The 12,634-nt window shown below is 71.2% G+C and carries 13 protein-coding genes; 8 read left to right on the top strand and 5 right to left on the bottom strand.

The genetic code is table 11. The features are described 5' to 3' along the window. Positions 1 to 52 precede the first annotated feature (52 nt). Positions 53 to 868: an HAD hydrolase family protein gene (locus AB0K52_RS10190; RefSeq protein ID WP_363529008.1), complete on the top strand. Its 816-nt coding sequence runs from the start codon at positions 53 to 55 to the stop codon at positions 866 to 868. A 237-nt stretch (positions 869 to 1,105) separates the two neighbouring features. Here the strand turns inward: AB0K52_RS10190 and AB0K52_RS10185 are convergent, their stop codons facing one another. Together AB0K52_RS10185 and AB0K52_RS10180 are read right to left on the bottom strand one after the other, a co-directional pair. After that, complete coding sequence (locus AB0K52_RS10185) at positions 1,106 to 1,885, bottom strand: methyltransferase domain-containing protein (protein WP_363529005.1); 780 nt, start codon at positions 1,883 to 1,885, stop codon at positions 1,106 to 1,108. Positions 1,886 to 2,080: 195 nt separating this feature from the next. Then, a complete protein-coding gene (locus tag AB0K52_RS10180) occupies positions 2,081 to 2,776 on the bottom strand; it encodes an alpha/beta hydrolase (protein ID WP_363529002.1) in 696 nt (231 codons plus the stop codon). Between the two features lie 143 nt (positions 2,777 to 2,919). Between AB0K52_RS10180 and AB0K52_RS10175 the strand changes: the two genes are divergently transcribed. Beyond that, entirely contained in the window at positions 2,920 to 3,810 is an 891-nt protein-coding gene (locus AB0K52_RS10175; RefSeq protein ID WP_363528999.1) for a LysR family transcriptional regulator, read from the top strand. Positions 3,811 to 3,946: 136 nt separating this feature from the next. Here the strand turns inward: AB0K52_RS10175 and AB0K52_RS10170 are convergent, their stop codons facing one another. Continuing rightward, a complete protein-coding gene (locus AB0K52_RS10170; RefSeq protein WP_363528996.1) occupies positions 3,947 to 6,424 on the bottom strand; it encodes an autotransporter-associated beta strand repeat-containing protein in 2,478 nt (825 codons plus the stop codon). Between the two features lie 154 nt (positions 6,425 to 6,578). On the opposite strand from AB0K52_RS10170, the gene AB0K52_RS10165 reads away from it, so the two are divergent. Together AB0K52_RS10165 and AB0K52_RS10160 are read left to right on the top strand one after the other, a co-directional pair. Continuing rightward, positions 6,579 to 7,259, top strand: coding sequence for an NAD(P)-binding oxidoreductase (locus AB0K52_RS10165; RefSeq protein WP_363528993.1), 681 nt, complete (start codon positions 6,579 to 6,581; stop codon positions 7,257 to 7,259). Between the two features lie 72 nt (positions 7,260 to 7,331). Beyond that, a complete protein-coding gene (locus AB0K52_RS10160; protein ID WP_363528990.1) occupies positions 7,332 to 8,258 on the top strand; it encodes an aminoglycoside phosphotransferase family protein in 927 nt (308 codons plus the stop codon). Between the two features lie 116 nt (positions 8,259 to 8,374). Here the strand turns inward: AB0K52_RS10160 and AB0K52_RS10155 are convergent, their stop codons facing one another. After that, entirely contained in the window at positions 8,375 to 8,623 is a 249-nt protein-coding gene (locus AB0K52_RS10155) for a hypothetical protein (protein ID WP_363528987.1), read from the bottom strand. A 230-nt stretch (positions 8,624 to 8,853) separates the two neighbouring features. On the opposite strand from AB0K52_RS10155, the gene AB0K52_RS10150 reads away from it, so the two are divergent. Continuing rightward, positions 8,854 to 9,156 carry a hypothetical protein gene (locus AB0K52_RS10150; protein ID WP_363528984.1) on the top strand — a complete coding sequence of 101 codons (303 nt, stop codon included), beginning with the start codon at positions 8,854 to 8,856 and terminating at the stop codon, positions 9,154 to 9,156. Positions 9,157 to 9,162: 6 nt separating this feature from the next. Here AB0K52_RS10150 and AB0K52_RS10145 read toward each other — a convergent pair whose 3' ends face one another. Then, a complete protein-coding gene (locus tag AB0K52_RS10145; RefSeq protein WP_363528981.1) occupies positions 9,163 to 9,612 on the bottom strand; it encodes a MarR family transcriptional regulator in 450 nt (149 codons plus the stop codon). A 163-nt stretch (positions 9,613 to 9,775) separates the two neighbouring features. On the opposite strand from AB0K52_RS10145, the gene AB0K52_RS10140 reads away from it, so the two are divergent. From AB0K52_RS10140 to AB0K52_RS10130, 3 genes are read left to right on the top strand one after another with little or no spacing between them, the layout of a single operon-like run. After that, positions 9,776 to 10,651 (top strand): NAD(P)-dependent oxidoreductase, encoded by an 876-nt coding sequence (locus tag AB0K52_RS10140; protein WP_363528977.1) that lies wholly within the window; start codon positions 9,776 to 9,778, stop codon positions 10,649 to 10,651. Between the two features lie 32 nt (positions 10,652 to 10,683). Continuing rightward, positions 10,684 to 11,376 carry a type 1 glutamine amidotransferase domain-containing protein gene (locus AB0K52_RS10135; protein ID WP_363528974.1) on the top strand — a complete coding sequence of 231 codons (693 nt, stop codon included), beginning with the start codon at positions 10,684 to 10,686 and terminating at the stop codon, positions 11,374 to 11,376. Between the two features lie 29 nt (positions 11,377 to 11,405). Further along, complete coding sequence (locus AB0K52_RS10130) at positions 11,406 to 12,494, top strand: NADH:flavin oxidoreductase/NADH oxidase (protein WP_363528971.1); 1,089 nt, start codon at positions 11,406 to 11,408, stop codon at positions 12,492 to 12,494. The last annotated feature ends 140 nt before the right edge of the window (positions 12,495 to 12,634 follow it).

The following is a 12,634-nucleotide window of genomic DNA, read 5'->3' as shown; positions in this document are numbered from 1 at the left end:
CCGCACCGTTTTCGGGGTTGCCCCGCCTTTCGCGAACCCCGATACTCATCCGGTGCCCCTACCGAAACTCATCGCCACCGACCTCGACGGCACCCTGCTCGACCCGCAGGGCCGACTCTCCGCACGCAACCAGAAGGCCCTCCAAGCCGCCCGCGAGCACGGCATCCTCACCCTCGCCGTCACCGCCCGGCCGCCCCGCGCCGTCCACCGCGTCCCCGAACTCGCCGCCGTCCTCGACGGCGCGATCTGCAGCACCGGAGCGATCTGGTACGACACCGCCACCCGCACCGCCGACCTGCGCCACCCCGTCCCCCTCCCGACCGCCCGCAAGGTCCGCGACCTCCTCCGCAGCGTCCTCCCCGGCGCGATCTTCGCCGTCGAGACCGGCGAGCGCCAGATCGCCGAATCCGCCGACATGCAGGCGGGCATCCACTACGGCGACCCCTGGACGATCGTCGAACCCGGCGCCGACGTCTTCGACCACGCCGACACCGTCGCCGAACTCATCGTCCGCGTGCCAGGCTCCACCGGCACGGCCATGCACGAGGCCACCCGCGGCATCGACGTGCCCGGCGTCGAACTCTGGCACTGGGGCAGCTTCCCCGAGATCGAATGCACCGCGACCGAAGCGACCAAAGGCGCCGCGCTGGCCGCCTGGTGCGCCTCCCGCGGCCTCGACGCCCGCGACGTGATCGCCTTCGGCGACATGCCCAACGACGTCTCCATGCTCGCCTGGGCAGGCCGCTCCTTCGCCATGGCGGCCGCCCACCCCGACGCAATCGCAGCCGCCACCGACCGAGCAGCCCCCGCCCCTGAAGACGGCGTCGCCAGGGCAATCGAAGCCATCCTCGACCACCACCGCACCTGACCCGCAACAACCCGAAACGTCAGACCCGCGTGGGACCGTGGTCCTTATCGGCTGGACGGAAGGCGGATGCGGGTGGGAAGGGGCACGCCCTACGCGGCCGCGCGGCGGCGGCCCACGCCCGCCGCTCGGTCGTCCTCCAGCCCGAGCCTCGCGCCAGCGCTCCGGCCCGAACTCACGCCGTGCGGGGCATCGCACCGGCCCGTCGAAAGGCCGCCCGGTCGTCCGGCTGCTCGCCGCCTAACGACACCGGTAGAAGACGGTCGCCTTCTCGAACTCGAAGACCTCATGCTCAGCGAAGTGCGCGTCCAATTCCGCCGCAGCCGTTTCGAGAATGCGCTCGAACGCCGCGTCGTCGCCGTCCACGTAGGACCTGATCGACTTGAGGTAGTCCATCAGCGGGCCGGGCTCGGGGACCGAGACGAGTCCGCGCTCCTCGAACCGTTCCACCGAGTCGAACGCCGCCTCCAGGTAGCCCGGGGCGTTGGCGGAGTCGAACTTGGCGACCTCGTCGCCGGGGAAGAACGTCTCGGCGCCCAGGACCGAGCGGATCGCGCGGGCCCAGTGGGCGTAGGGCTCGGCCATGTCGTCGTGGGAGTTCGTGGACACCAGGAGCGTGCCGCCGGGCTTGAGGACGCGCCGGAACTCGTTGACCGCCTTCGCGATGTCCGGCACGTGGTACAGCATGTGCATCGCGAGCACGGTGTCGGCGCTGTCGTCGGGGTAGGGGATCGCCTGGGCGTCGGCCACCATGACCGGCGGCTCCACTTCGGCGAGCATGCCGGGCGCGGCGTCGATGCCGACGATCGTCGCCCGGGGGTGGTCGGCGCGCAGGCGCTCGAGGTACCGGCCGTACCCGCACCCGACGTCGAGCGCGAACCGCAGGTCGGACGGCACGAGACCGGCGGCGATGTCGACCAGGTCGATCTGGGGCTTGCGGTGGTCGTAGAGGCTGACGCGGGATTTGAGGTTCCCGGCGTGCACGTAATTGCCCTTGGTGCGTTCGACGTCGACTGTCATGCGATGCCCCTCTCCTCATGGGACGCCGACACAGCGCCCCGGCTGAGCGCGGCGGCGTGGGCGCTGCCGCGAGCGGAGCCGCAGAGTCTAGCGCAGTCGATGCGGCACGCTCGCGCTCAGGCCGACACCCCTCGTCGCGGCCGCGGCGCCATGGCAGAGCGGGTCGAGCGCCCGAACCCGGGCGCTCGCGGCGTGCTACTTCGTGTTCGCCGCTTGCTGTTCGGTCCAGAATCGGTGCAGCCTCTCGGCCAAGGCCCGAGGGTGTGACAAGGCGACCATATGGCCGCCGTCGATCTCGTCGGGGACGATGCCGAGGCGTTCGGCGACATGGGCCCTGGTGAACTCCGGTGGGAAGCAGTGGTCTTCGCGGCAGAGCAGGTACCGGGTCGGCACGCTGGGCCAGGCCGCGAGCGGCGAGGGGGTGTCCCATCCGCCGTTGTGCTCCCGCTCGTGCTCGTACGAGGCCTCGACCAGTGGGGCGGGCACCCCGTTGTAGAAGACCTCGAGCTCGTCCTCCCTGGTCGAGAAGGAGATGCCGAGTTCGTGGTAGCGGGTGGCGCCCCACCACTCGTTGGCGGTCTCGGCCGGCTTCGGGATCATCGCGGCGAGGAGCACCAGCAGTTCGGCGTCCATACGTGAACAGACGACCGGAGCCACCAGCCCGCCGAAGGAGTGGGCGACCACGACCGGTCGCGGGCGACCGGCCGACGCGGCGACCACTGCATCGGCGAGCTCGCCGATCCCGTTGCCCGCGTCCTCGAACGGCAGGTCGACGGCGATCACGTCATGTCCGAGCTCCCGCAGCACCGGATCCACCAGGTGCCAGTCCCACGAGCTGCTCGCTCCACCGTGGATCAGTACGAACGTGGCCGGCTCGGATGCGGATGGCATCGCGTTCCCCCTTCATCTGGCAGCGCGGCCCGACCGTGCTGCGGTCATGGGCCCGACGCTAGCCGCTGAACATCATCGTGAAAAGCGATGATCATCGATCGAGTCGATCGCTCAGCGCGATCATCAGGGTTAGGCTGCGGGGCATGGCCGAATTCGATCTGCGGCATCTCGCCGCACTGGCCGCCGTGGTCGACGAGGGCTCGTTCGGCCGGGCGGCCCTCCGGCTGGGATACACCCAGTCGACCGTGAGCCAGCAGATCGCCTCGCTGGAAAAGGCCGTCGGCGGCGTCGTCTTCGACCGACCGGGCGGGCCCAGGCCGGTCCTGATCACGCCTCTCGGCCAGATCGTGCTCGCACACGCACGCGAGCTGTTGGCGAACGCCCAGGCGATGAGGACCGCCATCGCGCGCTTCAACGCCGGTGCCGGCCGAATCGACATCGGCACGTTCCAGAGCGTCTCCAACGTGCTCCTGCCACCGCTCGTACGGCGGTTGCGCGACGAGCATCCAGGGTGCGACATCGGCATCGTCGAGGACGAGAGCGAGCACCCGCCTGTCGCCGAGGTCGACCTGATGTTCTTCGACGCCCCTCTCGGCGGCGGCATCGAGCACCGCAAACTGCTCGCCGACCCGTACGTACTGGTAGCCCCGCGCGGCGCGTTCCCGGAGGGTCCCGTGCGGTTCGCCGACCTCGACGAGACCCCGATGGTGGCCTGGCCTCCGACGTGCGACCAGCCGCGGGTGGAGCGGGCCTTCGCGAGCAACCACGCCCGGCCGCGAATCGTGTTCCGCGCCAGCGGGAACGAAGCGGTGTTGGCGATGGTGCGCGCCGGGATCGGCTCGGCGGTGCTCCCGAAGCTCGTCGTCCGCGGCGCCGCCGCGCTCACCGATGACATCCTCACCGTCCACGAGCTGCTGCCGCGGGTGCCCCCTCGCGAGATCTACCTGCTCTGGCAGTCCGGCCGCACCCGGTCCCCCCTCGCGGATCGAGCGATCGAGATCGCCGTCGACATCGCGGCGACCTACCGCGACTGAGGAAGGACGCTGCGACGCGTGCGCTGACGCTACGCAGCGTCCTTCCTCAGCCCGATCCGCCGACGCTCCGGCACGCTCCCAGACGCTCCCGCGCACGCACTTCCTTGAATCGGCTTCAGGTGGTTTCAGCTCCGGTTCAGGTTCGCGCCTTCAGAATTGGAAGCTCCATCGTGGCATCGTCGGCCACCGCGCCCCGGCGACGCCACCGGAACCACGCCAGCAGACCGAAACCGACGAGCAGGAGGACTATGCACCCACCGATCACATAAGCCCACCAGGGCAGCCCGGCCGCGTCGGAGCCGTCGCCCGCCGCTTCGGCGGCCTCCTTCGGCTCGTCGGTCCGGAGCACGACCCGGTCGGCCTCGTAGGCGATCCGGTAGCTCGAGCCGCCGATCTCGACCTCGGCGTCCTGAGCGAGGTTGCCGAAGGTGCCGGAGACACCGCCTGCGGCGGTGACGACGGGGATCTCCTCGGGGAGCGCTGAACCCTCCTCGTAGGCGACCGCCAGCGTCCCGTCGAGCGTCGCCGCGCCCCCGACCGTGAGCCCCCCCTCCGAGCCCACGGTCAGGGTCGAAGCCGCGCCGAGCGACAGGTCGCCGCCGACGCCGCTCGGAGCGTGGACCGTCAGGCCCTGCTCCACGCTCAGATCCCCGGCGAGCTCGGCGCCGCCCGCTGCCGGGGCTTGACCTGTGGCGTCGCCGTCAGTGCTGTCGGCGGAGTCGCCTTGGCCGGAGCCAGAGGCGGAGCCGCCGTCGACGCCCGCGTCGGCGCCGCCTTGGCCGGTGCCGCCGGATGCGTCGTCAGTGCTGTCCTGCGCGGTGCTGCCGGCCGTCGCGGTGCCGAATGCCAGCACGCCTTCGGTGACGGTCCACGCGCCCGTGGCGCTGCTCGTGCCCGTGTACGTCCACGTGCCGGCGCCGGATTTCACCAGGCCGCCTTCGCCTTCGACGCCACCCGCATAGGCGGTGTCGTTCGCGCTGGCGACCGTGAGGCCGTCGGCGGGGACCAGCACGGTCGCTCCGGCGACGCCGCTGAGGTCGTTCACCGTCTGGCCTTCGACCTGCGAGAGGTCGAGCACGGCCGCTGCACCGGAGAGCTCGACGTGCTCCGAGGCCGAGAGGTCGCCGCCGGTCAAGGCGAGCGTGCCGCCCGAGACGGTGGTCGCGCCGGTGTACTCGATGCCGCCGGTGAGCGTGAGCGGTGCCGACCCGGCCTGTTCGAGGCCGCCCGCGCCGCTGATGTCCTCGAGGGCCGTCTCATGCTCGACGTTGTCGACCACCAGCGCGCCCTCGTCGACGATCGCGGTCTGGTCGCCGCCGGTGAGGAGCCAGCCGTCGGCGCCGTCCTCGCCCGCGCCCAGCCGCAGGACGGCGCCCGCTTCGATCGTGGTGACGCCGTTGTAGTTCTGCTGGTCGGCGAAGGTCACGTCGTTCCCGGCCGTGCCGGCGATCGTCACGTCGCCTTGGCCCTGGGCGCTCATCGTGTCGTGGTAGATCCCGCCCGAGATCGGCGCGCTGAGGGTGACCGGCCCGTTGTAGTTGAAGATGAGGTGGCTGCGGATCCGCCGCGCGTGCATGTTGATGTAGACGGTGTCCCGGTTGCCCGGCAGGAAGAACCGGTCGGAAGTGCCGTCCCCCCACTGGACCAGCGCGCCTTCGATGTTGATGCCCCGCTTGTTGTGGTTGTGCGGCACGATCTCGTAGTTCAGGCCCGGGTCGGAGAGCGACGGGTCGTAGTCCGGTCCCTCGTCGGCCCACGAGTACACCCCCGAGACCACGACCTTGCTGCCGAAGATCTGGGAGTGGAAGTTGATGTCGTTGCCCCACTCGCGCGAGTAGAAGTCGACGTCGAGGACCGTGTCGTTGCCTTCCTGGGTGTCGATGATGAACGAGCCCTGGTTGAGCACCGTGTCGACCTCGGGCATGGTCGAGAGGAACTCGCGCTGGCTGTAGTGGATCACGGTGCCGTTGTAGAGGACGCCGGAGAACGTGTGTTTGCCCGCCAGGGAGAGGCCGTCCCAGGTGCCGCGCGGCTGGACGATGAAACCGGACCCGCTGAGGTTGCCCGGGTGGTAGCGGCCGCCGTGCACCGCCACGATGAGGGTGCCGTCGACGTGGTGGTTCAACGCGTTCCACTCGAAGTTCGACAGGTCGTACGGATAGTGTCCGATGAGGCCGGTCGTGCCGGTGCCGTCGCCGTACTGGAGGGTCGCTCCGGATTCGACGGTGACCGCGGGCGGGTCGGGGTTCTCGATCGTGTTCCACCACCACGGCTCGCCGCGCGCCTCGACGGTCTGCGTCTGTCGGTCCTCGGGGATGCTGAAGTCCGAGTTCGCGGTGAGGATGAGGGTGCCCGCGCCGCGGACGGTGAGGGTGCCGACGCCGGAGAAGCGGCCGCCGTAAGTGATCTCCTCGCCGCTGCCGAGGTTGACGACGGCGTCGCCGTCGAGCACCACGTCCTGTCCTGCGCGGATCTGACCGGTGATGTCGTTGGCCGCCTGTGCCGGGGCGGCGGCGAACGGAACGGTCAGGAACGCCAGCAGGGCTGCGAGCAGCAGGCGCGCCCATGCGGTGCCGCGGGCGGGAGGGGGTCCTAGTGCGTGAGAATCCTTCACGCTTCAACAAACTACCCGGTGTTTTTCAGCGGTTCTCGGTGGGGAGCGAGCGTCCGTTCTCTGGTTCGCCCGCGGCGCGGCCGAGGCCGCCGAGTACGGCCCGTGCGGCGCAGAGCGGCCCCGCGCCGCCGCGAGCGGGGTTAGGGTGGGCCGTATGCATGTCGTCATCGCCGGAGGGCACGGGCAGATCGCGCTGCGCCTCACCGAGATCCTGGCCGCCGAAGGGCATTCGGTCACCGGCCTCATCCGCAATCCCGACCACGCCGAGGACTTGACCGCGATCGGCGGCCGCCCGATCGTGCTCGACCTCGAGCGGGCCGATCCGGAGCATCTGGCCGGGCTCCTCGCCTCCGAGATGTACGGGGAGGTGGACGCGGTGGTCTTCGCCGCGGGCGCCGGTCCGGGCAGCGGCGCGGCCCGGAAGGACACGGTCGACCGGGCGGCGTCGGTGCTGCTCGCCGACGCGGCCGAACGCGCGGGCGTGCGCCGGTTCCTGCAGATCTCGAGCATGGGCGCGGACGCCGAGCCCGATCCGAGCCGTGGCGAGGTGTGGGCGGCGTACATCGAGGCGAAGGCCGCGGCCGAGGCGGACCTGCGCGCCCGCGATCTCGACTGGCTCATACTGCGGCCCGGCTCGCTCACGAACGACGAGCCGACCGGCCAGGTGCACCTCGCCGAGCCTCCGGTCGGTCGCGGCGCCGTCACCCGCTCCGATGTGGCCGCTGTCGTGGCCGAGCTGCTGCGCCATCCGACGGTGTCCCGCCTGGTCCTGGAGGTGCGGGGCGGTGACACCGCCGTCACCGAAGCGGTGGAGGCGCTCGTCCCGAAGGACTGATCACACCGGTCCGCTTGCCTCCCATGCGTATGCGGATTGCGGCGGCAAAAGGCGTTGCTCGATACTGTACCGATGCGATTCGGTGTGGTTCCCTCCTCCGTCCGCCGCGACGTCCTCGCCTGGCACGGCAGTGCCGGCCAGGCCTGGCTCGACGGCCTCCCCAAGACGGTCTGGCGTCTGCAGCGGCTGTGGTCGCTGCGGACGGACGGACCGCCCTACGGCGGCGGCAGCCACTCCTATGTGGTCCCGGTCCGGCGCGCGGGCGGCGAGCAGGCCGTCCTCAAGGTCATTTACCGCGACGAGGAGAACGCGGCCGAGCCGACCGCGCTGCGCCAGTACGACGGCGACGGCGCGGTGCGCCTGTACGAGTACGACCCCGAGACGGGGGCGATGCTCTTGGAGCGGGCCGTGCCCGGCAACCGCCTCAAGTCGACCCGCTTCTTCGGCCACCGCACCCCCGAGGCGGCGTGGCGGCGCATCGGGATCGCGTGCGGCCTCTACCGGCGGCTGTGGCGGCCGTTGGCCGATGCGGACGGGTTCCCCGGGCTCCCGGCGGCCACGGACATGCTGCGGGAGTGGAAGGCCGAATACGGCGACGCAAAGGGAAAGGCGCGCCAGGGCCCTGCCGCGCACCGGCTCGACCTCGCCCTCGACCTGTGCGACCGGCTCGCCGATCCTCCGGAGCTCGGGATCGGCAACCGTGACACCCACTTGAGCAACATCGTCTCGGCCGAGCGCGAACCGTGGCTGGTCATCGACCCCAAGCCGTACCTCGCCGAGCGGGCGTTCGACGGCGGCTACCTGCTGTACATGCTGCAGCACCACGGCCCGCACTCCGGCGCCGAGCTGCTGCACGCGGTGGCCGACGGGCTCGGCGTCGACGCCGAGCGCCTGCGCGCGTGGGCGCTCCTGCGCGCCATCGACCTCCTGGACGAGACCGAGGGGGAGCGCGACCTCGCCGCGGCCGAAGCGACCGTGGCCGCGCTCGAGGCGGCGTAACCGCGCCGGCGGCCACCGCGCGCGGTGGCCGCCGCGGCACGTTCGGGTGAAAAGCCCGCGGTCGGATTTCCGACTCCCGGACGAGTCGTCCAGTCGTCGGAGGCTCCTTTCTGGAGCTAGCCGCGCGCGGCGCGGCGGTCCGCGAGGAGTCCGCGGAGACCGATCACGCCGATCGCGACGCCGAGTCCGAACGAGACGACCGCGAGTACCAAGTGGACCCAGAAATAGCCCGTGGGTTCGCCTGCGCCGTCGAACGCCAGGCCGCTGACGTCCTCAAACAGGTTCTTCACGAACGTGGTCCAGACGAACACCGACCACACGCCGAAGGCGAGCAGGAACAACGAGATCGGGCGGCTGAGCTTCATCGCCCCAGTATCCGGCCGGGCGGGGGAGTGGCCATCGGGGGCGGGCCGCGCCGGGCGCCGGTCACGTTCGGCGCCGCTCCGGGCACTCTCCCCTGTACGGTCCGCCGGATGCGCCTACTATCCTGGTCTTTGCAGACCCGGTGTCACTCTGTGCGGCACTTGCGTGCATACCGTGTTCTGCGATGATGGAGACCGGATTGTCATCAATGCATGGAATGGCTGGCCCGGACATGAGTGGACCTGACGACGCCTCGATGCCAGGCGGATACCCCGATCCCGACGTCGTGGGCTGGGCTCGGATTGAGGACCTGGAGTTCGCGGGCCTCCACATCAGAATGACGATCACTCCAGGGGAGCGGATCGTGCAGCTGTGGGAGCTCGTCGACGGCCACCCGGTGCGCTGGTTCGGCAACGTGTTCCGCGTCGACTCCGAGCCGCCGGTCCTCTACATCAACTACCGCTACGAGGCGCACATCAGCCGCCCCCAGCGCGACGTCCTCGCCCGCACGGGCGCCAAGTTCTGGAAGGGCTGACCGCCCTCACTCGGTGCCGATGCGCTCCAGCACTTCGACCAGCGGCGTGAACTCCGGGTTCCGCCGCGCCTCCTCGAGCGCCTCCGCCAACGCCATGTCGTGCGTCGGGGTCGCGTCCGCGAGGAGCTTCCGCCCCGATTCGGTGACGTCGGTGTAGATGCCGCGGCGGTCGTCGGCGCAGATGGTGCGCTGCAGCAGGCCTCTGTCCTCCATGCGGGCCACTAGGCGCGTGGTCGCACTCTGGCTCAAAACGACCGCCTCGGCGACCTGCCGCATCTGGAGATGGCGGCCGGGCCGCTGCCGGTCGAGAACGGTGAGCAGCGAGAACTCGCGCACGGACAGGCCGTGCTCGGCTTCGAGCCGGCGCCCGATGTGGTCGGCGATGCCGTCGTGGAGCGCGGAGAGGGCGCACCAGTGTTGTGCCAGCGCGGTACTGGGGGACGCTGCTGTGCTCACGATGCTCCTCCGGCTCAGTCGATTCGGTATCGATATTAGCGTACAGCGATATCCGTTACACGCCAATAACCGTCGCTTGCATTAGTCGGCGTCTGCAAGTAATGTGGGTGGCGGCAGTTCCGAACCGAGCACGCCCCGAGAGGGGCTGCGGACAGGAGAACCGATGAGCGACAAGCCGACCGTGGCCGTCCTGGGCACCGGCATCATGGGCGCCGCCATGGCCCGCAACCTCGCCCGCGCCGGGCTCGATGTCACCGCCTGGAACCGCAGCCGCGACAAGGCCGAACCGCTCGCCGCCGACGGCGCCCGCATCGCCGACACCCCCGCCGCGGCCGTCGCCGGCGCCGACGCGATCGTCACCATGCTGCACGACGGCCCCGCCGTCCTCGACGTCATGCGTCGATCCGCCTCCTCGCTCCGCCCCGGCACCAGGTGGATCCAGTCCACCACGGCCGGCATCGACGCCCTCACCGAGCTCGCCGCCTTCGCCGCCGAACACGGCCTCGTCTTCTTCGACGCCCCCGTCCTCGGCACTCGCGAACCCGCCGAAGCCGGCAGGCTCACCGTCCTCGCCTCCGGCCCCGCCGACGACGCGGCCGCCAACGCCGTCTTCGACGCCGTCGGCGCCAGGACCGTCTGGACCGGCGAGGACGGCGCCGACGGGTCCGCGACCCGCCTCAAACTCGTCGCCAACAGCTGGGTCTTCGTGCTCACCCACGGCATCGGCGAAGTGCTCGCGCTCGCAGACGGCCTCGGCGTCGACCCGCAGCGGTTCTACGAGGTCATCGACGGCGGCCCGCTCGACGCCGGGTACGCCCGCGTCAAAGGCGGCCTCATCCTCGACCGCGACACCGCCAACACCAGCTTCGGCCTGGACACGGCCGAGAAGGACGCGCGGCTCATCCTCGAGGCCGCCCGCGCGGGAGGCGTCCGCCTCGACCTGGGCGAGGCCGGGGCCGAGCGGTTCCGCCGCGCCTCCGCGCAGGGGCACGGCGGCGAGGACATGGCCGCGTCCTACTTCGCGAGCTTCGACGCATAGCAAGTGCTGCAACGACTACGAGAGGCAAGACCGTGGCGAGGATGCTGTTCATCATGACCGGGGCCGACGAGTGGACGCTCAACGACGGCACGAAGCACACCACCGGGTACTGGGCCGAGGAGGCCGTCGTCCCGCTCGAGGTCTTCAGACACGCCGGACACGAGGTCACCGTCGCCACCCCCGGCGGCGTCGTCCCGCCGGTCGACCCGTCGAGCCTCACCGACGAGGCCAACGGCGCCGCGGAGACCGCCGCGCACTTCCGCACCGTCGTCGCGACGGCCGAGGAGTTCGCCAAGCCCGTCGATCTCGCGGACGTGTCGCTCGACGACTACGACGGGGTGTACGCGCCCGGCGGCCACGGCCCGATGGAGGACCTGGCCGTCGACGCCGACTCCGGACGCCTCCTCGCCGAGGCGCTGCGCGCGGGCAAGCCCGTCGGCCTGGTCTGCCACGGCCTCGCCGCCGTCCTCGCCGCCGAAGACGACGGCGGGAACGCCTTCGCCGGCTACCGCGCCACCGGGTTCACCAACGCCGAAGAGCGCCTGGCGCACCTGGCCGACAAGGCCCCCTGGCTGCTGCAGGACCGACTCGAGGCCGCCGGAGTGGAGTTCGTCGCGGCCGACCCGTTCACCTCGCACGTCCAGGTCGACCGTAACCTCGTCACCGCCCAGAACCCCCAGTCATCCGCCGCGGCCGCCGAAGCCCTCGGCGCCCTCCTCGCCTAGACCCCGCCCGAACCCCGAAAGGACCCATCGTGACCAGCAACCTGTTCACCCCGATCACGCTGCGCGGAACCACCGTTCCGAACCGGATATGGATGGCCCCCATGTGCCAGTACAGCGCCGACGCGACCGGCCCTGAGACCGGTGTGCCGAACGACTGGCACCTCCAGCACTACGGCGCGCGCGCCACCGGCGGCCCCGGACTGATCCTCGTGGAGGCCACCGCTGTCGCACCGGAAGGCCGCATCAGCCCGCTGGACCTCGGCATCTGGAACGACGCCCAGGTCGAGGGACACCGGCGGCTCACCGCGTTCATGCGCGGCCAGGGCGTGGTCCCGGGCATCCAGATCGCCCACGCGGGACGCAAGGGCGGCACCAGCCCCACGGGCGGCGGCACCCTCGCACCGGAAGACGGCGGCTGGGAGCCGGTGGCGCCCAGCGCGATCGCGTTCAACGACGACCACGCCGTCCCGCACGAGCTGACGGTCGAGGAGATCGCCGGCGTCGTCACCGCTTTCGCGGACGCCGCGCAGCGCGCGCTCGACGCGGGCTACGAGGTCGTCGAAGTGCATGCGGCGCACGGCTACCTGCTCCACGAATTCCTCTCCCCGGTCTCCAACCGGCGCGCGGACGAGTACGGAGGGGACTTCGAAGGCCGCGCCCGCCTCCCGCTCGCGGTCGCCGACGCCGTGCGAGCGGTCGTGGGGGAGCAGGTGCCGGTGCTGTTCCGGCTCTCGGCCACCGACTGGATCGAACCCGACGGCTGGACCGTCGACCAGACCGTGCGCCTCTCCGCCCTGCTGCGCGAGCACGGCGTCGACCTCATCGACGTCTCCACCGGCGGCAACCTGCCCGCCGCCAGCATCCCCACCGGCCCCGGCTACCAGGTGCAGTTCGCCGAGCGGGTCCGCCGCGAGAGCGGCATCCCGTCCGCCGCCGTCGGCGTCATCACCGAACCGCAGCAGGCCGAGAAGATCCTCACCGACGGCGGCGCCGACGCCGTCCTGCTCGGACGCGAACTCCTCCGCAACCCCTACTGGCCCCGCCAGGCCGCGCACGAACTCGGCGTCGAGCACCCGCTCCCGCGCCAGTACCGGCGCGCCGAACGCAAAGCCGCCTGAGACCCGATCGCGCGGCGGCCCGCCAGGGCCGCCGCGCGATGCTCGTTGTGGCTGCGCCCGGTGGTCGTACCCGATCGAGAGGTTCGACGGGCCGCGTGTCCTCGCCCGGGCCGCACATTCACCGAGCCGATCGGCCGGGT

The organism is Glycomyces sp. NPDC049804 (assembly GCF_040674615.1).
Classification (GTDB): Bacteria; Actinomycetota; Actinomycetes; order Mycobacteriales; family Micromonosporaceae; genus Glycomyces; species Glycomyces niveus.
The sequence above is the reverse complement of the archived record's forward strand: the minus strand, read 5'-3'. Positions and strand labels throughout refer to the sequence as shown.